This is a genomic window from Streptomyces sp. NPDC002853, assembly GCF_053591915.1.
This window is the reverse complement of sequence record NZ_JBSFUS010000013.1, coordinates 266,953-286,393: the sequence shown is the minus strand read 5'-3', so window position 1 is coordinate 286,393 and position 19,441 is coordinate 266,953. Positions and strand designations below refer to the sequence as shown.

Here is a 19,441-nt window from a genome sequence, read left to right as displayed (position 1 = left end):
CGGAAAACCCCTTGCGCCCCGGCAGTTGCGCGGTGACCATGGCGCACATGACTTCCGGAAAGGAGGCCCAGCGATCCCACGGTGATCGCTGATGGCCGCACAGGAGGCGTCGCAGACGCCGTCCCTCCCGCCGCAGCCCTCTCCCGCGCCGCTGACGCCGGCCTGGCTGACGGCTCACTTCGACCCACTGCCCTTCCCGGCCCGCATGAGCGCCCTCGCCCGCTACGCCCGGACGCTCACCGAAGACGCGTACGGCACACTTCGCGCGGCCCTCGCCGCCGGTACCCCTGACGAGCGGCACACCGCCCTCTTCCTGGCCGTGGCCCGGCGCGACCTCACCACCATCGCCGAAGCCCTCGCCGATCCTTTCCTGCGCCGCCGCGCGCTCTCGGCGTCCATCCGGCTTCCCGTGTCCGAAGCGGCCCTGGAACAACTCGCGTTGAGCGACATCGCGGCGGCACGCCGCGAGACCTACCGCGTCCTGCGCCTGAGCCGCCGGCGCGCCCTCGCCGCACGCCTGCTGCCCGAGGTCCACGAACGGTTCGGCGCACGGGACGCGGTCCACCTGCTGCCCGCCTGCCCGGCCGAGACGGTCGGAGCATGGCTGCCCCGCCTCGATCCACCTGTCGCCGTCCTGAACGCGCTGACCCGCACCGCACCCCTTGCCCTGGCCCAACTGCTCGTCACTCGGAGCGAGAGCCGCGCCAACCGCGACCGCCATCGCTTCGTGAGCCGCAACCGAGCGATCGCGAGCGTGGCCGCGCAACACGACCCGGAGGCCGGACTGCTGCTCCTGGCACAGACTCCCGATCTCCTGACCCCGCGAGCGGCCCGAACCCTGCTGCATCACCCCTCCAGAGTCCTGGAGATCCTGCGAGCCGCACCCGACCAGGACGGCTCTCCCCGCGAACTGCGTATCTCTGCCGGAGCCCTGCCGCCCGCCACCCGACGGGTCCTGCACGCGCTCCCGCCCGCGGAACTGCTGGAACTCGCCCGCCGCTGCCCCGTGACGCAGCCACGACACCGAGGGCCGGGACGCCACGACACCGAGCCCGACAGCCTGGTGGCCATGCTGCCCGCACCGCAACGCCGTCGCCTCGTCGAGGAACGCACCGCCCGGCCCCGCTCGGTGCGGAGCCTGCCCGTGGCCACACTCACGGCCCTGGAGCCTGCCGACAGGGCGGAGATCGTCATGCCCTGGGTGGAGCGCTTCTCGCGTAGCGAATGGACGTTGAGCCGCCTTGCCGTCGGCCTTCCGCTCGCGCTGGGAGAACCGGTGTTGCGCGACATGGCAGGGCAACACCGCATCCACCAGCGCCAGATGGCCTGGCCCGCGCTGCTCGCCTGCGCCGAACTCGAAGGCGATGCGGAGCAGTTCGCGCGGATCGCAGAGGACTGCGAGCGGGCCTGGCACGACCAGGAGGAGGTACGCAGAGTTACCCTCCAGCAGCTCGCGGGGGCGCCCCCACGTCTGCTCACCGCGCTGCCCGACCGGGTCCTGCGTGACGCGGCACTGACCACCGTCCAGTCCCGCGACTCGACCACCCACACCCTGGCCGCCGCGGAACAGCTGCTCCGCCGCGCCACCGAGAGCGCCGCGGCGACCGGCAGGCTGCACCGCGCGGCCTACGCGGTGGAACTGCTCTGCCACGTCGTGTCCGACCCGCGCTCCCGCAAGACCGCCCTGCCGCTGCGCATCGACGAGGAAGCGGCGCGTGCCGTCTGGTCCGCCGCAGCGCAGGGCACACCGGCGCCCCCCGGCCTGCGCACCGCCCTCGCGGAGCTTCTCGCGCCGCACCTCACCGCACTGCCGGAACTCGACGCTCTGGTGCGCGCGATGGCGCTGGAGTCCGACGACCCGGACATCGCCGCCCGCGCGGCGGCCGCCTGGGTGGGTCCGGTGAAACTGCGAGAGCGGCGCAGTGCCGAACTGATCGGCCATGATGCCTCGTTCGCGTCGGTGCCGGTCATCCTGCGCACCGTCGTCACCCGGCGCACCGACCTGCTGGACTCGGTGCTGCTCGCCGCTCAAGACGGGCTCAAAGGCCGCGTGCGCCCCCGGGCCGTCGCCTGGGCCGCAGACCGGCACGCAGGCGTCACCGGTCGCTGGCTGCCGGCGCAACGCCGCGCGTGGGACGAGCACCACGCGCGCGTGGCCGCCGACGAGCCGGCCCCCTTGCGTACCCGTGCCGACGCGGCAGCTCAGGTCCGTGACGCCGCGCTGCTGACCGCACTCGCGGAATCAGCGCCGCAACCCGTCGCCGCGGCGGCACTGGGCGTGCTGGGCGAGGTCGTCGGTGAGGCGTACGACGCCGTACCACCTGCCACCGAGGCCCTACTGGGCACACTGCTGCGACACGCCGCGACGGGCGGCGTCCGGGGCCGGGCGGCCATGGCGTCCGTGCGCCGACTCCTGGCGGTGGTGCCGGACCCGGAAGCGGTCGCCCTGCTCGGCCCCGTGGCCTGTGCTGCGGACGCCCCCGTCGGCTCTCGGAAAGAAGCCGTCCGCGCCCTTGGCGCGCTCACCGGGGACGCGGCGTTCGACGCTCTGGTGGCGGCCTGGGACGCGCCGCGGCAACACCGTGACGTACGCGCCGTAGTGGCCCGCCATCTCCTTGCCGCGATCCACCGACCCGGCATCGCGGAGCGCCTGGCCCGGTCGGCGGACCAACCCGCGGTACGGGAAGCAGTGATCCACGCGCGCGTGGGGCTCGTGAACGAAGGCGCCGGGGAGGCCTACGCGGACTTTCTGGCCCGCTTGGTGAGGGACGGCGACGAAGAGACCGTGGTTGCCGCGTGCCGGGCCCTGCCCGCCTGGTTCACACCCCGATCGGCCGACGCCATGAGGGCCGTCGCCGATGTCGCCACGGACCTGGGGCGGAGCCGACGGGAGTGGGACGCGGCCGCTCAGCAGTGGGCCTGGTTTCCCCCGGGCGCGGCCGGAGGGACCATCCTGAAGAGCGTTATCCGGCGGCTTCAGGACCGTGCCGGCACGCCGGACCCGCAGGTGCGCGCCGACGCGCTCCGTCGTCTCTCCGGCATCGCCGAGGCCGTGCGCGTTCGCCGCGGCTCTGCCCAGACGCTCCTCGTCGCCGACTCCTTGGCCCTGGCGCTGCACGCCGTGGGCCTGTACCCCGACGCGGCAGCTCTGACCTGGGACACGTCGCTGGCCGCCGTGCGCCACGGCCGACACAGCGTTGCGCGCTGGGAACGGCTGCTGGTTCTGGTGGGGGAGCGCCCCGAGCGTCTGCCCTTGGCGAGCGCATTGCATCTCGACGTCCCGACGCCACCCGCGCGTGCGGCCCTGCTCGCGGCCGCGCGTCTGCTGCGTGAGCGAGGAACCCCGGTGGCCGGGGTGATGGCCCTCGCACTGGTGCGGGCGGGTGGCCGGGCGACGTCGTGGGACGAGACCTGGCGCGCCGAACTGGTGGCGTTGCGCGAACACACGGACCACGACACCGCGATGGGTGCGTTGATCCTCGCCGCCGAGCGGAACCGCTGAGAAGTCGCCCGCCCCGGAAAACGCGTCGATCAGAGGGGCGGCGGTCAGGCGGGGCGTACGGCCATCTTGTCGAGTGCGTCGAGGAGCGAGGGGAGTTCGGGACCGCGACCCACCGGCAGCACCTCGCCCGGCTCCTCGTCGAGCAGCACGAACGCGATGTCGTCGGTCCTGGCGACCATCGACCAGCCAGGACCGTCGGCACGAAGAATGCGTGCCTCACCGGAGGCGAACGAGGAGCGCACGCGGCCCAGGGGCGGCGGGGTGCTCACGTACGCCCGCGCTTCGGCCAGCACGCGACGCACGCCGGTGAGGGGCGCCTGAGCGGCGTCAGCCTCGACAGCGGCATCGGTCGCGGAATCTTCGCCGCTGCCGGGGCCTGCGTCGCCCTCCTGCGCCGCGTCGCCATCGGGGCTGTCGGTCGAGAAGTCGGCGTCGTCGATCTGCTCGCGCCACGCCGCCCACTGGAGCGCGATCTCGTCGGCGCCCAGCCGGCGCTGAGCGGGGCCCCAGAAGTCGGACTGCGGAGGTGAGAGCGGCTTTTGGTCCGCTTCCTCGGGTTCGGGATCGTGCGGAGCGGGCACGTTGGGCGCCGCGACGGCGACCGCCAGCGGCCAGCCGGGCAGTGCGGCGACCACCGTACGTTCATCGGGCGACAGGTCGTACTCCATGCCGCAGTCCCAGGAGGCGATGGCGACGGCCACGAGTGACACGTCGTCGACGACGACGGTCCACCGGGCGCCCGCACCATCCTGGCCGAGCACCAGACCGTAACCGGTGGCGAGTGGTGCGAGCCCCAGGGCCGCGCATGCCTCCGGATAGTCGTCGCCGAGCACACTGGGGAACTTCGCGGGTGTCAGCAGCACCGCGGTCAGCACGTACAGCGCGTCGTCCTCGGCGGCGACAGCGTCGTCCGTTCCGGCCATGCCAGCCTCCCCATCGCTTCTTCCGTCGGCGCACCCTAACCACAGGTCCGGTTGATCGTCGAGGGGCGCGTGACCAGGAAGGGTGCTCATAGGCGCCGCGAACTCGCTCGTGTGCGCCCGCGACGGTCGCCTAGGGTGCCTGTCATGCCTGGAGCCAGTGCGCACTACGTCTGCCTGCCGTGCCGTGCTTCTTTCAAGAAGCCGGCCGACTACGGCCGGGTGCGTGCCGATGTCTGCCCGCAGTGCCAGGGCCAGTTGCTCAACGCGGGATCGGCGCTCGCCGTGCCCAAGCGCCGCGACACGGCGGCTTGGCGCGCCTTGAGCGTGGTCCTGCTGTCCGGCCTTCGCTTCCGCCAGGGCTGCTGCGGCGACGGCCCCGGCTATCGCCCTCGCACGCCGCGCGAGGTCCGAGAGCGCCTCGCACACGCGGCCGAGGCAGGCACCCCCCTCCATGAGGCACTGGCCTGCCCCGATCCCACGCACACCGACGTCAGGCGGCAGGCAGGCCGAGGAGCGTACGCGCCACGACCGCCGGCGATTCGTCGCGCTCCCGGGCGAGGGCGATGACCGCTCGGCAGGCGAGTTCACTGACCCCGAAGGACAGGGCCTCCGGCGACACCCAGCCCGCGGCTTCGTCCGCCCGGTCCTGGTCGTCGTCGGCGGACGCGGCCACGTAGACGGCGGCCGCCTCGAAGAGGTTGTGCGGGCGGCGCCGCTCCTGCTTGCCGTGCACAGCTTCGTCCGTGCGCCACAGCTTGCGGAGTTTGTCGAACATGTGGGCCACCTTCCCCCGGTCGTGGTTGCCGCTGATGATCACTCATCTGTTGTACCCCAACGTAGAGTTGGAGCTCCGGCGACAGAAGGGGGTCCGTGCGGTGAAGCGCTATGACCGGCTCAAGGACATCCGGCGTCTCGATCCGGAGAAGGACGCCCTGGAGATCTACCGGCTCACCGCGACGTACGAGTTCCCCTGGGACTACACCCGCGCTCTCGAGCTCGCGCTCTACCGCACCTACGCCGTCCCCAGCATCGGACGGCTCCTCGCCGAGACCGCGGAACTGACGGACCGTACGCAGAAGCGGTACGACGACACGGCTCTGCTCCTGGACACCGTCGTGGAGCACGGCTTCGGCACGGACACGGGCCGCACCGCGATCCGCCGCATCAACCACATGCACCGTAGCTACGACATCAGCAATGAAGACATGCGGTACGTGCTGTGCACGTTCGTGGTGATGCCCAAGCGCTGGATCGACGCCTACGGCTGGCGCAAGCTGTCGCGCCACGAGACGACCGCGGCCGCCGTCTACTACCGCACCTTGGGGCGGCACATGGGGATCCAGGACATCCCGGACTCCTACGAAGCCTTCGAAAAGTGCCTGGATGCCTACGAAGAGGCGCACTTCGCGTGGGACGAGGGCGCGCGCAAGGTCTCCGACGCGACCCTCGATCTCATGGCCTCCTGGTACCCGCGCCCTCTGGCGCCCTTGTTGCGCGCCTCGACCCTCGCTCTGCTCGACGAGCCCCTCCTGCGTGCCTTCCGCTACGAACCACCGAGCTCCGCCACCCGCACGCTGGTCAGGCGCGCGGTGCGGTTGCGCGGCCGGGCCGTGCGCCTGATGCCGCCCCGCACCGCGCCGCATTACGCCCGGCAGAACTGGGAGATCAAGGGCTACCCGCAGGGATACCGGGTCGGCGAGCTCGGCACGTTCCCCGTGCCCGGCGTCCGTGGATGCCCGGTGCCGCACAGTGGCGGGTCGGAGGCCACGTCAGCGCAGTGAGCCCAACGTCGTGCGCAGCCAGGCGAGTTCGGCGCGGCTGGTCGCGCGGGCGATGGTGAGGATCCCGCGTCGGAACGGATCGTCCAGATCCTCGGCGCGCAGCGGGTGCTCGCCGTCGTAGAAGAAGCTGGCCGGCTCCTCGAGGAAGGCCAGGCGGCGCTCGAGGACCGCCGCCTGTGCCGCCCTGTCGTCAACGTGGCGGAGGAAGGCGAGAACCGTGAACCAGCGGTTCTCGTCGGTGATGTCGGCCTGCTGCGGCTGCGTGAGCCTGCGGCGCAGCTCGCTCCTGCCGTCCGCGGTGAGGTCCAGGACGTGGCGGGGGGCGGCCACGGAGCCGGGCTGTGTCTCGCGGGCCAGCAGTCCGGCCTTCTCCAGCCGTTTGATGGCGGGGTACAGCGTGCTCTCGGCGACCGGACGCACGTGCCCGGTCAGGGCGGCGATGCGCTTGCGCAGCTCGTAGCCGTGCAGGGGCGCTTCGTAGAGGAATCCGAGGATGGCCAGTTCGAGCATGCCGTGCATTCTGCCGCACGGCCGGTGTACCTCGCCCTCGCAATACATCGGTCACGATGTATTGTCCTCTCGGAGTAGGTGGGGACGAGCCAGGGAGTGGCGATGCGGCAGGCACGGTTCGACGCGCAGGGCAGCTGCGTCCGATGGACGGAGAGCGAAGGATCCGTCCCGGCCCGGGTGTACGTGCACGGGCTCGGCGCGGCGTCGTCGGTCTACCACGCTCACATCGCGGCCAGAGCCGAGCTGCACGGACGCCGATCGCTCTTCGTCGATCTGCCGGGCCACGGCATCAGTGACCGCCCGGCGGATTTCGGGTACTCCCTGGAGGACCACGCGGACGCCTTGGCCGCGGTATTGGACGCGGCCCAGGTGACCGGCGCGGAGATCGTCGCGCACAGCATGGGCGGCTCCGTCGCCATCGTGCTCGCGCACCGACGCGCCGACCTGGTGTCCCGGCTGGTGCTCACCGAGGCGAACCTCGACCCCAATCCGGCCGTGACAGCGGGCAGCAGCAACATCGCCGCCTACGAAGAGGAGGATTACGTCGCCGACGGCCACGCGCGCGTGCTCGACACGATCGGCCCCCTGTGGGCGGCCACCATGCGGCTGGCCGACCCCCGCGCCCTGCACCGCAGCGCCACGGGGCTGGTGAGGGGAACGCAGCCGACGATGCGCGCGATGCTCGTGGAGCTGCCCGTCGAGCGTGTCTTCCTGCAAGGCGCGCGCAGCGGCGAACTCCCGGGGGCAGAGGAGCTGTCGGCATCCGGGGTGACGGTCGTGACCGTGCCGAAGGCGGGGCACAACGTCATGTTCGACAACCCGGAGGTGTTCGCCTCAGCCGTCGCCGGACGCGGTGAGAGTCGCCGGACGCGGTGAGAGTCCGACGCCACGGTCCTAGTCCTCTCGTACAGCCAGGGCGAGATACCGTGCGTCCTCGTCGACGTAGGAGGTCATCCGCCAGCCGGCGGCGGCCAGAATCGGGCGGAGGTTCGCCTCGGCACGCAGATCGTCCTGCGTGATCTGGCGACCCTGCCGCGCCGCGAGCGCCGCCCGGCCGATGGGATGGAAAAGGGCAAGGATCCCTCCGGGACGCACGACACGCCTCAACTCCCGCAGGTTCTCGGCCGGATCGGCAAGATGGGAGATCAAGCCCGCGCCGAACACGGCATCGAGGGACGCGTCGCGCACCGGGAGGCGGGACACGTCCGCGAGCAGGAGTTGCCCGTCGCGGTCCCTGCCCGCCCGTGTGGCGGCCTCCAGCATGGCGGGCGTCAGGTCGGCCCCGAGCACGACCCCCGAGGGTCCCACGACCTCCCTGAGCGCGGGCAGGGCACGTCCGGTGCCGCACCCGGCGTCGAGGACACGGCCGCCGGGGCGCAGGCCGAGCTCGGCCGCGGCGGACCGATAGGCGGGGCCGTCGTCGGGGAAGCGGCTGTCCCAGTCGGCCGCTCGGGCGGAGAAGAAGTCACGGACACGCGTGTGGTCATCGCTCATGCGGCCATGATTGCTCAACGACGCGCATGTACGTCGGGGGCACACGTTCGAGCGTCACGCGATCGTTCAGGACCCTCTCTCTGTCATCTTTCAACACCTTTCGAACTGCGCCCCCGTTGTGCGCCCCTGTTCGGACTAGCGTCCCGGAGCCATGGGACACCTGGACCACGCCACCTTCGGCTGGCTGACCCCCGTGCTGTCGTACGCGATGGCCTGTATCGGCGCCGCTCTCGGGCTGCGCTGCACCGTCCGTGCGCTCGGCGCCACGGGCACCTCGCGCCGCAACTGGCTCATCACCGCGGCCTCCGCCATCGGCGCGGGCATCTGGACGATGCACTTCGTGGCCATGCTCGGCTTCGGCGTCACCGGCACGGAGATCCACTACAACGTGCCCCTGACCATCCTGAGCCTCGTCGTGGCGATGGCGGTCGTCGGAGTCGGGGTCTTCGCCGTCGGCTACGGCCGTAACCGCGCACGCGCGCTCGCCCTCGGCGGCCTCACCACCGGGCTCGGCGTGGCGTCCATGCACTACCTGGGCATGGCCGCGCTACGGCTGCACGGCAACGTGCGCTACGACCCCGTGCTGGTCGGCCTCTCCGTGGTCATCGCCGTCGTCGCCGCGACCGCGGCCCTGTGGGCGGCGCTCAACATCAAGTCGCCTCTGGCCGTCGCCGTGGCGTCACTTGTCATGGGCGGTGCGGTGAGCAGCATGCACTACACCGGCATGCTGGCCGTGAGCGTGCGGGTCACCGAATCCGGCGCCGCACTGTCCGGCGCGACGACCATGCAGTTCATCTTCCCCCTGGCGGTCGGCCTCGGGTCCTATCTCTTCCTGACCTCCGCGTTTGTCGCGCTCTCCCCGACCTCAGGGGAGCGCGAGGCCTCCGTGGCGGCCCAGCGGCCGGTGGAGGGTGCCGCCGGATAGCGGCGCATCCGGGCCGGTCGCGGACGGGCCGACACACCCCGAAATCTCTCCGAGCGAGGAGGCCATGCCTACACCCCGCAGGACCCCTGACCCGGCCGACGGCATATCGCCGCCGCAAACCGGTGCCCCGGCACGCGGTCGACGCGCACACGCGGGCCCTCCCGCCGACGAACGGCCCGACACGCACGCCCCCTCGGAACCCGCTCCGCCTACAGCCCCGGCGTCGCGCGACCGCGCGTGGTGGCCCCGCCCTCGCACCGTACGAGCCAAGATCGTCTGCCTGCTGATGGTGCCGGTCGTCTCCCTGATCGGGCTGTGGGGGTACGCCACGGTCAGTACAGCTCAAGACGTGGCGCACCTGCGGCAGTTGCAGCGCGTCGACACGGAGGTGCGCGGTCCCGTCGACGCGGCCATCGCCGCACTGCAGGCAGAACGTGTGACAGCGGTGCGCTACGCGACCCGGCCCGCACCCGACGGCGGCAGCGAACTCAACAGGCGAGCGGAGCGCACGGACCGTGCGATCGGGAAGCTGCGCCGTGGCGAGGGCCGGACGGTCGCCGACGGCGCCGATCTGCCCACCGGCGTGGCATCCAGGCTCGCGTCCTTCGTCACTGCCGCCGAGGGCCTGAACGCCTTGCGGGCCGACGTGATCGACGGGCGCACGGGCTGGGACACGACCTACGGCCAGTACACGAAGGCCATCTCGGCCGCCTTCGGGGTGGGCGGCGCGCTCACCGGCGTCCAGGACGCCGAACTCGGCTCCGACGCGCGCGTGCTGCTCGAATTCGCCCGAGCCGCCGAAATGCTGGCACGCGAGGACGTCGTCCTGTCCAGCGCCCGGCTCGACGGCGCCCTCGACGGTGAGCGACTGCGGCAGTTCACCGGAGCCGTCGACACCCGGCGCACCCTGACCGAGGCGGCGGTCGCGGACCTGCGCGGGTCCGAACGAGCAGCCTGGCAGGACCTCGCGGAAGGGAGCGCGTACGCCGACGTGCGCACCGTCGAAGACAAGGTGCTCCTCGCACCACCGGGCCGCAAAGCCGTTGACGCGGCATCGGCTGCCAAGTGGGACAACTCCCACGCGGTGGTACGCGACGAGCTGCGCGCGATCGACGCGGGCGCCGACCGCGACGCCGCGGGCCGGGCCGACCCCCTGACCCGCGGGCTGCTCACCCCGGCAGGTGCCGCCGTGCTGCTCGGGCTCGTGGCCGTCGCCGCCTCACTGGTCATCTCCGTACGCATCGGGCGCGGCCTGGTCGTCGAGCTGGTGAGCCTGCGCAACGGCGCTCTGGAGATCGCCCGCCGCAAACTCCCGCACGCCATGCGGAGGCTGCGGGCCGGCGAGGAGATCGACATCCACGCCGAAGCACCCCCAGGGCCACCCGCGCAGGATGAGACGGGACAGGTCTACGAAGCGCTCGGCACAGTGCACCGGGCGGCCCTGCACGCAGCCATCGAGCGCGCCGAACTCGCCAGCGGCATTTCCGGCGTCTTCGTCAACCTCGCCCGCAGAAGCCAGGTTCTCGTCCACCGCCAGCTCAGCCTCCTCGACGGCATGGAGCGCAGGGCGGACGACCCGAGCGAACTCAGCGACCTCTTCCGGCTCGATCACCTCACCACCCGCATGAGGCGACATGCCGAGAGCCTGATCATCCTCTCCGGAGCCGCACCGGGGCGCGCCTGGCGCCTGCCCGTGTCCTTGACGAACGTGGTCCGCGCGGCCGTCTCCGAAGTCGAGGACTACGCGCGCGTGGAGGTGCGCCAGCTCCCCGCCGCCGCGGTCCTCGGGACGGCCGTCGCCGACCTCACCCATCTCCTGGCCGAACTCGTCGAGAACGCCGCCCAGTTCTCGCCGCCCCACACCAAGGTGCGGGTCAACGGAGAACCGGTCGGCAACGGCTACGCACTGGAGATCGAGGACCGTGGCCTGGGAATGGGCACGGAGGCCCTGGCAGAGGCCAATCGCCGCATCGAGCAGTCCGAAGCGCTCGATCTCTTCGACAGCGACCAACTGGGCCTCTTCGTCGTCAGCAGGCTCGCCGCACGCCACGACATCAAGGTGCACCTGCGCACGTCCCCCTACGGCGGCACCACCGCGGTCGTTCTCCTGCCCACCGCACTACTGCAGAGCACCACGCCGGAGAGTCCCGGAGATCACACCATGGAACGTGACCGCGAACTGCACGCGCACGCACGCGTGCCCGACACCGCCCCGCTGAACGGCAACTCCGTGCCCGCCCCGGCCGCCCGCCCCGCACTGGCCCCCTCGACGGAAACCCCGACGGCGACTCCCCCGGGCGTCACGGCCCTGCGCCCGCACAAGCCGCCGGCAACGGAACCCGAAGCCGCCCCGGAGCCTTCGGACGATCTCCCGCGCCGCGTACGCCAGGCCAGCCTGGCCCCCCAGCTGCGCGAGCGCCCGCGCGATGTGGCGGCCGGATCCGTGAGCGTCCGCGAAGACCCCGAACGCAGCCCCGAAGACGTACGGGACCGCATGTCCGCCTACCGCGAAGGCTGGGCCCGCGGCGGCGGCCGCAGGCCCGGCATCGTCGGCGCGGTCCCCGACATCCCGGGGCCGGCCCCGGCCAGTGACAGCACCGAAGGAGACCACGCATGATCCAGGATCAGAGCATCACCGCCGGCAGGACCGGCGAACTCGACTGGCTGCTCGATGACTTGGTGCTGCGCGTCGGAGAGGTACGGCACGCCGTGGTGCTCTCCAACGACGGACTCGCCGTCGGCGCCTCGACCGCCCTCACCCGCGAGGACGCCGAACACCTCGCCGCGGTCGCCTCCGGGTTCCACAGCCTCGCCAAAGGCGCGGGCCGGCACTTCGGAGCAGGGGGAGTGCGCCAGACCATGGTGGAGATGGACGACGGCTTCCTGTTCGTGGCAGCGGCGGGCGACGGCTCGTGCCTCGCCGTACTCAGCTCCGTGACCGCCGACATCGGCCTCGTCGCCTACGAGATGGCCCGCTTGGTCAAACGCGTGGGCGAGCATCTGCACACCCCTCCGCGCTTCGCGGCGCAGCCGCCGGCCGTCGGATGACACAGGGCGGCCGACGCGGATGACCGAGGACAAGAGCGCCGACCCGCGCGACGCGGGCAGCCAGTGGTACGACAACGAGGCCGGGCCACTGGTCCGCCCCTACGCGATGACCGGCGGGCGGACCCAACCGGGCCCCAGCGGAGTGCGCTTCGACCTGATCGCACTCGTCGCACTGGACGCGAACGCTCCGAGCCCCGGGGACGACACCGCGCTCGGCCCGGAACACCGGGCGCTCATCGAACTGTGCCGCACCGAGACCCAGTCGGTGGCCGAACTGGCGGCCGACGCCGATCTACCCGTGGGGGTGGTCAGGGTGCTGCTGGGCGACCTGCTGGAAATGGGCTGCGTGAAGGTGAACCGACCCGTGCCACCCGCACAGCTACCCGACGAGAAGATCCTGCGAGAGGTGATCGATGGGCTCCGAGCACTCTGACGCCGACGGCGGCGACACGACCGCCATGGCGTTGAAGATTCTGGTCGCGGGCGGCTTCGGGGTGGGCAAGACCACCCTGGTCGGCGCGGTCAGCGAGATCCGCCCGCTGCGCACCGAGGAACTCCTCAGCGAGGCGGGCCAGTCGGTGGACGACACCGGCGGAGTCGACCGCAAGACCACGACGACCGTTGCCATGGACTTCGGCCGCATCACCATCAGGTCCGGCCTGTCGCTGTACCTCTTCGGTACGCCGGGGCAGGACCGTTTCTGGTTCCTGTGGGACGAGTTGTCCCAGGGCGCGCTCGGAGCCGTCGTCCTCGCGGACACCCGGCGGCTCGAGGACTGCTTCCCCGCCGTCGACTACTTCGAGCACCGGCACATCCCGTTCGTGGTGGCCGTCAACTGCTTCGCGGCCGCGCGTACGTACGGTGCGCACGAAGTGTCACGGGCCCTGGACCTCGACCGCGGCACCCCCGTGGTGCTGTGCGACGCACGGGACCGCGATTCGGGAAAGGAGGTGCTGATACGCCTGGTCGAGTATGCCGGGAGGATGCATACCGCCCGGCTGCTCGACACGGTGGGCTGAGGTCAGGCGCCGAAAGGGCGTCAGTCGGCGACCGCGCCCTGCGCGATCACCTTGTCGATCTTGACTCGGACGAGGAGTTCACCGGGCACGCCATTGCGCTCGCCGAACTCCTCGGCGCGACTTTCGCCCATGTAGCGGGCGCCGAGCCGGGCAGCCCAGTGGCGCACCTCGTCGAGATCGTCGCTCAGCCGCGCCTGGCCCTGCAGGATCACGAACGTGAAAGGAGGCCTGTCGTCGTCCACACAAACGGCGACACGCCCGTCTCGCGCCAGATTCCGCCCCTTGACGGTCTGTGCCCCGGTGTTGAACACCAACTCGTCCCCGTCCAACAAGAACCAGATCGGTGCGATATGGGGGCTGCCGTCCGACCGGACGGTCGACAGCTTGCCGGTACGGGTGCCCTGCGAGACGAAAGCCCGCCACTGGTCCTCGGTCATCTTCTGTGCCATGTCCTCATCATGCTTGCCGGAGGGCCGATGGTGGGGAAGGCTGGCAGGTCAGTTCCTCCGGCCAGGGGGAATCGAAGGCGGGGAGACGGGAACATGGTGCAGAACACGGGCCTCGGTTGGCTGCTCGACGACTTGACCAAGCGCATGGAGCCCGTACGGCACGCGCTGGTGCTTTCCAACGACGGTCTGGTGACCGGCGCGAGCTCGGAACTCAAGCGCGAGGACGCGGAACACCTGGCCGCGGTCTCGTCGGGTCTGCACAGCTTGGCCAAGGGCTCAGGCCGGCATTTCCGCGCGGGCAGCGTGCGCCAGACGATGATCGAGTTCGACGACGCGGTGCTGTTCGTGACGGCAGCCGGCGACGGCAGTTGTCTGTGCGTCCTGAGCTCCGCGGAGGCGGACATCGGCCAGGTCGCGTACGAGATGACACTCCTCGTCAACCGTGTCGGCGAGCACCTCGGCGTGGGCGCCCGGCAGCCGGAGCGAACACCGGTTGTAGACATCTGACCTGCGGAAACGTCGACGAGTCGAGAGTTATCCACAGGCTCGGCGCCGATCGCGTTGATCGCGCTACGGTTTTCCCGAGAGCAAAGACGCCTCACGGGGGAGAACCACGATGACAGGTCACACGATCACGCAGGAAGCCGTCGGCACGGCAGCGCAGACCTCGGTCGCACAGAGCCGAGCAGCACGAGAACTGGGCTTGCAGCGCGGCGAGTTCGAGCTCGCCGTGATGCTGGGACGCGTCCGCACCGTCGCCGGCACGGATGGTGGGCGTCGCCGCGTCACACGCGAGGAGATCGAGCGCGTCCGTGCCGGGGACGGCTTCCCGGCGGCATGGCTCGAGGGCATCAGAGCCGTGGGCACCACTGAGGGCGCGGCTCTGATGGGTATCTCCTCGGCCCGGTTCACCCGGCTCACACGCGCAGGTTTCGTCACCCCGGTGAAGTTCTACCTCAACCGCTATCGAGCGGTGGTCTGGCTGTATCTGGCAGAAGAGCTGAAGCACTTCGCCGAATCCGAGGTCAACGCCGGACTGCTCACCGGCCGAGCCCCCGGCACGATCCGCGCCCAACTGGAGGCGGGCGTCGACCTGCGGGCACGGAACTGGCGGGGCCGCCACGCGGGAGCGCTGCTTCGTCAGTCGGACGACCCCTGGGAACGCGCCGCGGTCGTGGCCTCGCTGCTCGACCCGGTCCAGATCGCGGAGATCATCAGGGATCCGTACGAACGCGCTTACCTACGAAGGCTCATGCCTGACCCCTTTGGGCAGGGCGTGACGGAGTCGCCGGCCGGGCGGATCATCCACAAGATCATGACCGCGGACCATCCGGACGAGATCCGCTGGCTGCGGGCCAATCTCACCATCGGTCTCTCCCAGGCCCGGGGAGAGCGCCCGGCGCCGCGGCCCGTGCCGAAGCCTGGACCCGATGCGGCGGCCGGCGTCGTTCCCGGCCCTCGCGTAGATCTCGCTGCCGAGCCAGGCGTGCACGACCAAGGCCCGCACGCCCCAGCCCTGCACCGGGCGCCACAGCCCGCGCCGCACCGCGAGGCTCCGCCCGCCGTGCTTCCCGAGGAAGGCGGAAGGGGGCGGGCGTCGGAGCCGAGAGGCCTGCTCAAGTGGATGCGCCGCAGGGGAGCGTAGTCACGCCCGCGGGCGTGAAGGCGGGCCTCCGTGCGGAACGCGCCGCTACATGGTGGCGTCGAGGTCTTTGGCGTAGTGCTCGATCGCGGGCCGGTAGGTGGCGATGTCCGGGTCCTGACTCGTGGTGGCGAGCAGGGTCAGCAGGATCTCCATCGCGTCGTGTGCCCGGCCGGTGTTGTAGAGAGCCATGGCCAGGAAGGTCTTGAGGGCGGCGTCGTCCGGGAATTCGGCTGCCGCGTCCCCCAAGGTCGCGATGGCCTCCGCATACCGGCCCAGGACGCGGTAGGTGCTGCCCAGGCCCAGGAGCGCACCCCGGCGGTCATCGGGGGAGAGGCCCGGCGTCTCGACCGCGCGCACGTAGTGCGGCACGGCTTCGGCCTCCAGACCGAGTGCGTCGTGCACCCACGCCGTCTGGTACGCCACCTCCGGGTCCCGGGGGAACTGCTCGCACAGGGCGAGCAGTCGTTCCCGGGCTTCCTCCCGCCGGCCGTTCTCGCGGAGCCCAATGGCTTCGGCGAGCAGGCGGTCGCGGTGCGCGGCCAGGTCCCCGTCCTTCATCAATGCCCCGTCCCTCTCTCTGCCTTGTCCGAAGCCTTGACCGAACGATCGGAGGCATCAATGTCATTCTGCCGGAAATGGATCCGCCGCCTATGGGCGTTTCGGTGGCGGGGCCGTGGACCCTCGTGGCGTGAGGGTGGGCGTAGGCACCTGGTGAGGTGCGACGCGTCGGCCGGACAGGACCTCGTAGAGGGAACGGGCCACGTCCGCTCCGAAGGCGTAGATGTCATGGCTCATCGCGGAGAGGGTCGGGTGGGTCAGCTTGCACAACTGCGAGTCGTCCCAGGCGAGGAGGGAGATGTCGGCGGGCACCCGCAGGCCCATCTCGGCGGCGACGGACAGCCCGGCCACGGCCATCAGGTCGTTGTCGTAAATGATCGCGGTAGGCCGTTCCGCGGCGGCGAGCAGCGAGCGCGTCGCTCGGGCCCCTGCCTCGCCGGAGAAGTCCGTGGCCAGCTGGCGCCCCTCCGGCAGTCCCAGGTCGGCCATGGCCGTGGTGAAGGCGGCGCCGCGTATCACGCTGTGCCCCAGCTCGGCGGTGCCGCCGACCCGGGCGATGGAGCGGTGTCCCAACGCCGCGAGATAGCGCACTGCTTCGGTGACCGCGGTGGTGTCGTCGGTCCACAGTGAGGTGAACGGCCCCGTCAGCGAGGGGTGGGCGACGGCGACCACGGGCATCCCGAGTTGCGAGAGGGCGGGGACGCGGGGGTCGTGCTCACGGAAGTCGACCAGGACGGAGCCGGCGATCTGCCCGGACCGCCACCAGTGACGCTGCAGTTCGATCTCTTCGTCCAGGCTCTTCACCAGGCGCAGGAGCAGGGCGCTGGACTGGTCGGACAGGACGCTCTCCAGGCCGGAGATGAACTCCATGTAGAAGGGTTCGAGGCCGAGTTGGCGTGCGGGGCGGCTGATCGCGAGCCCGATGGTGCCCGTGCCCTGCTTGTTGAGCGCCCGAGCCGAGCGGTTGGGCTCCCAGCCCATCGACCGGGCGACCTCCATGATCCGGGTGCGTGTCGCCTCCGATACCCCTGGCTTGTTGTTGAATGCCAGCGATACGGCCGCTCTCGAGACCCCGGCGCGGGCCGCGACATCCCGGATGGTCAGTCTCTGCTCGGTCATGCGGGCTCCACCGCGAAGAGAGCTGCCTTGACCGCGGCGAGGGTGCGCGCGTCGTCGGAGCCCATGCTCCAGCCGCGTACACCGATCGTCACGCTCTCACCGGGCAGCAGCGTCACGAGTCCTCGATCCGCCGTGGCCGTGGGCGCGATTCGGTCGGCCTGCAGCAGCAGGTCCCGTAGCAGCGTGCGGGCAGTCACCACGACGTCGACCCTATCCTCGCGCCGGACCACGTCCACCTCGTACGAGGGAACGGGATACGCGAACTCCTTGTCCGGTACGGGCAGGTGCAGGGCGCGCAGTCCGTCCGCGTCGGCGATCAGGAGTTCCTTGTCCGAACCGGCGTCGGGAAGCAGTTCGTTGGGGACATCCACGCACGCGACCGAGCGCCCGGCGGCGCGTATCGGGAGGATCGTCTGGGCCAGTGTGCGTCCGTCCGCCGTCATCCGCCGCAGGCGCACGTCGGTGGCCCAGGCGGTGGCCGACTGGTTGACGGCGGCCACGGCCAGGCGGCCGTCGCGCGACTGGAGGGTGAGCAGGCGGTCCGCGTAGAGCCGGCGCAGCTCGTGGTAGAGGGGCTTGAGGCGGCCGTCTCCGTCGATGGCGGCCCAGGAGGTGACCGGCCAGCAGTCGTTGAGCTGCCAGACGACGGTGCCTGCGCAGCGCGGCCAGTGGGAGCGCCAGTGCGAGATGCCGGTGGCGATGGCGCGGGCTTGGTTGACCTGGGTCAGGTAGTGCCAGCGGTCGAAGTCGTCAGGGAGGGTGAAGTGATGTTCAAGTCCGCGTGCCAGCTTGCCGTTTCCGTCCTCGGCTTTCTGGTGGTGGAGCATGCCGGGAGAGTCGGGTCGCAGTTGTTCGCCGGGCAGGGCGCGTCGGAGGGTGGCGTGGGCGGGCGGTGCCTGCCAGCCGAACTCGGCGACGAAGCGGGGCACCGTGTCGAGGTAGTCGGTGTAGTCGGTGCGGTTCCACACTTCCCAGGAGTGGGTGGTGCCGTGATCGGGGTCGTTCGGGTGGTGGTCCCAGGTGCCGGACCACGGGCTGCCGGCCCAGTAGGGGCGGGTGGGGTCCAGTTCGGCGACGATGCGGGGGAGCAGGCCGAGGTAGTAGCCCTCGCCCCAGGAGTCGCCGGCGAGTTGTTCCTCCCATTGCCAGTCGCGAAAGCCCCAGAGGTTTTCGTTGTTGCCGTTCCACAGGACCAGAGAGGGGTGTGGCATGAGTCGGGTGACGTTCTCGCGGGCCTCGGCCTCGATCTCGGAGCGCAGGGGCTGTTCCTCCGGGTAGGCGGCGCAGGCGAAGAGGAAGTCCTGCCAGACCATGAGGCCCAGTTCGTCGCAGAGGTCGTAGAAGGCGTCGGCCTCATAGATGCCGCCGCCCCAGATGCGTACGAGGTCGATTCCGGCCTCGGCGGCCTGGGTGAGGCGAGTGCGGTAGCGGTCGGGGGTGACGCGGGAGGGGAAGACGTCGTCCGGGATCCAGTTGACTCCGCGGGCGAAGAGGCGCTCGCCGTTGACGGCCAAGGTGAAGCCGGTGCCGTGTTCGTCGGCGTCGGTGTCGAGGGTGACCGTGCGGAATCCGAGCTTTCGCTCCCAGCGGTCGAGGGTCCTGCCCTCCTCGTCGATGAGCCGGAGCTGGGTCTCGTGCAGTATCTGTTCGCCGTATCCCCGGGGCCACCAGAGGTCCACGTCCGGTACCTCGACCGTCAACGTGGCGCTGTCGTCGGAGAAGGTGACGGACGCGGTGTGCTCGCCGATGCGGGCGCGTGCGGTGAGCGGGCCGCTGCGGGTTCGCTCCACCTGGATGCGCAGTTCGGCGCGGCCCGTCGTTCCGTCGACCGTGACCAGCGGGCGGACCTGGTCGAGCCGGGCAGTCGACCAGTGCTCCAGGCGTACAGGGCGCCAGATTCCGGCGGTGACCAGGGTCGGGCCCCAGTCCCAGCCGAAGGAGCACGCCATTTTGCGGATGAACTGGAAAGGCTCCGGATAGGAGTTGGGGCGCTCACCGAGGGAGGTTCGTACGGCTTGTGCCTCGGTGTAGGCGGAGGTGAAGTGGACCGACAGGGGAACGTCGGTGCCCGGGCCTGCCTCAGCGAGCCGACTGGTGATGTCGAAGCGATGGCTGCGGTGCATGTTGCGGGTGCGGCCGATGGTCTCGTCGCCGAGCGTGATCTCGGCAACCGTGTCCAGGCCGTCGAAGACCAGATCGGTGCGCTCGTGGGCGGTGTCGCGTGGGCGGAGCGCGGTGTCGTAGGTCCAGTCGGTGTGGCCGACCCAGGCGATCTCCTGCTCGTTCCGGCTGAGGAAGGGGTCGGGGATCCGGCCCGCGGCCAGCAGGTCGGTGTGGACGCACCCGGGGACCTGGGCGGGTATCGCGGTGTTCTCGTGCCGCAGCGTCCAGCCTTCGGTCAGGGTGGTGACGTCCTTCATGAACCGTGCTCCATTCGAGGCAGTTGAGGGGGCTCGCACATCCGGTGA

At 71.0% G+C, this 19,441-nt stretch carries 18 protein-coding genes; 10 read left to right on the top strand and 8 right to left on the bottom strand.

Annotated features, from left to right (window positions below; translation table 11 throughout):
* The first annotated feature begins 91 nt into the window (after positions 1 to 91).
* Positions 92 to 3,502 carry a hypothetical protein gene (locus ACWD02_RS33545; protein WP_451217543.1) on the top strand — a complete coding sequence of 1,137 codons (3,411 nt, stop codon included), beginning with the start codon at positions 92 to 94 and terminating at the stop codon, positions 3,500 to 3,502.
* A gap of 44 nt (positions 3,503 to 3,546) precedes the next feature.
* Here ACWD02_RS33545 and ACWD02_RS33540 read toward each other — a convergent pair whose 3' ends face one another.
* Positions 3,547 to 4,425, bottom strand: coding sequence for a hypothetical protein (locus tag ACWD02_RS33540; RefSeq protein WP_451217540.1), 879 nt, complete (start codon positions 4,423 to 4,425; stop codon positions 3,547 to 3,549).
* A gap of 490 nt (positions 4,426 to 4,915) precedes the next feature.
* Positions 4,916 to 5,200 (bottom strand): hypothetical protein, encoded by a 285-nt coding sequence (locus ACWD02_RS33535; protein WP_451217537.1) that lies wholly within the window; start codon positions 5,198 to 5,200, stop codon positions 4,916 to 4,918.
* 100 nt (positions 5,201 to 5,300) lie between these two features.
* Between ACWD02_RS33535 and ACWD02_RS33530 the strand changes: the two genes are divergently transcribed.
* Positions 5,301 to 6,206: an oxygenase MpaB family protein gene (locus ACWD02_RS33530; protein ID WP_451217534.1), complete on the top strand. Its 906-nt coding sequence runs from the start codon at positions 5,301 to 5,303 to the stop codon at positions 6,204 to 6,206.
* Here the strand turns inward: ACWD02_RS33530 and ACWD02_RS33525 are convergent.
* Positions 6,195 to 6,716, bottom strand: coding sequence for a PadR family transcriptional regulator (locus ACWD02_RS33525; RefSeq protein ID WP_451217531.1), 522 nt, complete (start codon positions 6,714 to 6,716; stop codon positions 6,195 to 6,197). The two genes, ACWD02_RS33530 and ACWD02_RS33525, sit on opposite strands and share 12 nt — an antisense overlap.
* 102 nt (positions 6,717 to 6,818) lie before the next feature.
* Here ACWD02_RS33525 and ACWD02_RS33520 point away from each other — a divergent pair, with 102 nt between their 5' ends.
* Positions 6,819 to 7,592 carry an alpha/beta fold hydrolase gene (locus ACWD02_RS33520; RefSeq protein ID WP_451217528.1) on the top strand — a complete coding sequence of 258 codons (774 nt, stop codon included), beginning with the start codon at positions 6,819 to 6,821 and terminating at the stop codon, positions 7,590 to 7,592.
* A gap of 18 nt (positions 7,593 to 7,610) precedes the next feature.
* Here the strand turns inward: ACWD02_RS33520 and ACWD02_RS33515 are convergent, their stop codons facing one another.
* Entirely contained in the window at positions 7,611 to 8,210 is a 600-nt protein-coding gene (locus ACWD02_RS33515) for a class I SAM-dependent methyltransferase (protein WP_451217525.1), read from the bottom strand.
* Positions 8,211 to 8,361: 151 nt separating this feature from the next.
* Here ACWD02_RS33515 and ACWD02_RS33510 point away from each other — a divergent pair, with 151 nt between their 5' ends.
* The 5 genes from ACWD02_RS33510 to ACWD02_RS33490 all read left to right on the top strand — a co-directional run bounded on the left by ACWD02_RS33510 (position 8,362) and on the right by ACWD02_RS33490 (position 13,202).
* Positions 8,362 to 9,135 carry an MHYT domain-containing protein gene (locus ACWD02_RS33510; protein ID WP_451217522.1) on the top strand — a complete coding sequence of 258 codons (774 nt, stop codon included), beginning with the start codon at positions 8,362 to 8,364 and terminating at the stop codon, positions 9,133 to 9,135.
* Positions 9,136 to 9,199: 64 nt separating this feature from the next.
* Positions 9,200 to 11,752 (top strand): nitrate- and nitrite sensing domain-containing protein, encoded by a 2,553-nt coding sequence (locus ACWD02_RS33505; RefSeq protein ID WP_451217519.1) that lies wholly within the window; start codon positions 9,200 to 9,202, stop codon positions 11,750 to 11,752.
* A complete protein-coding gene (locus tag ACWD02_RS33500; RefSeq protein WP_363205960.1) occupies positions 11,749 to 12,183 on the top strand; it encodes a roadblock/LC7 domain-containing protein in 435 nt (144 codons plus the stop codon). The genes ACWD02_RS33505 and ACWD02_RS33500 overlap by 4 nt, the downstream gene beginning before the upstream one ends.
* 19 nt (positions 12,184 to 12,202) lie before the next feature.
* The gene (locus ACWD02_RS33495; RefSeq protein WP_451217516.1) at positions 12,203 to 12,616 is read left to right on the top strand and encodes a DUF742 domain-containing protein; all 414 of its coding nucleotides are present in this window, start codon (positions 12,203 to 12,205) and stop codon (positions 12,614 to 12,616) included.
* Entirely contained in the window at positions 12,597 to 13,202 is a 606-nt protein-coding gene (locus tag ACWD02_RS33490; RefSeq protein ID WP_363205958.1) for a GTP-binding protein, read from the top strand. The genes ACWD02_RS33495 and ACWD02_RS33490 overlap by 20 nt, the downstream gene beginning before the upstream one ends.
* Positions 13,203 to 13,222: 20 nt before the next feature.
* Here ACWD02_RS33490 and ACWD02_RS33485 read toward each other — a convergent pair whose 3' ends face one another.
* On the bottom strand, positions 13,223 to 13,651 hold the full coding sequence (locus ACWD02_RS33485) for a PPOX class F420-dependent oxidoreductase (protein WP_451217513.1): 429 nt from the start codon (positions 13,649 to 13,651) through the stop codon (positions 13,223 to 13,225).
* Positions 13,652 to 13,744: 93 nt separating this feature from the next.
* Here ACWD02_RS33485 and ACWD02_RS33480 point away from each other — a divergent pair, with 93 nt between their 5' ends.
* Positions 13,745 to 14,158, top strand: coding sequence for a roadblock/LC7 domain-containing protein (locus ACWD02_RS33480; protein WP_451217510.1), 414 nt, complete (start codon positions 13,745 to 13,747; stop codon positions 14,156 to 14,158).
* A 109-nt stretch (positions 14,159 to 14,267) separates the two neighbouring features.
* On the top strand, positions 14,268 to 15,296 hold the full coding sequence (locus ACWD02_RS33475) for a DUF6397 family protein (protein WP_451217507.1): 1,029 nt from the start codon (positions 14,268 to 14,270) through the stop codon (positions 15,294 to 15,296).
* A gap of 45 nt (positions 15,297 to 15,341) precedes the next feature.
* Here ACWD02_RS33475 and ACWD02_RS33470 read toward each other — a convergent pair whose 3' ends face one another.
* The 3 genes from ACWD02_RS33470 to ACWD02_RS33460 all read right to left on the bottom strand — a co-directional run bounded on the left by ACWD02_RS33470 (position 15,342) and on the right by ACWD02_RS33460 (position 19,393).
* Positions 15,342 to 15,854 carry a tetratricopeptide repeat protein gene (locus tag ACWD02_RS33470; RefSeq protein ID WP_451217505.1) on the bottom strand — a complete coding sequence of 171 codons (513 nt, stop codon included), beginning with the start codon at positions 15,852 to 15,854 and terminating at the stop codon, positions 15,342 to 15,344.
* Positions 15,855 to 15,944: 90 nt separating this feature from the next.
* The gene (locus ACWD02_RS33465; RefSeq protein WP_451217502.1) at positions 15,945 to 16,973 is read right to left on the bottom strand and encodes a LacI family DNA-binding transcriptional regulator; all 1,029 of its coding nucleotides are present in this window, start codon (positions 16,971 to 16,973) and stop codon (positions 15,945 to 15,947) included.
* Complete coding sequence (locus ACWD02_RS33460) at positions 16,970 to 19,393, bottom strand: glycoside hydrolase family 2 protein (protein ID WP_451217499.1); 2,424 nt, start codon at positions 19,391 to 19,393, stop codon at positions 16,970 to 16,972. Before ACWD02_RS33460 ends, ACWD02_RS33465 begins: the two co-directional genes overlap by 4 nt.
* Between the last annotated feature and the right edge of the window lie 48 nt (positions 19,394 to 19,441).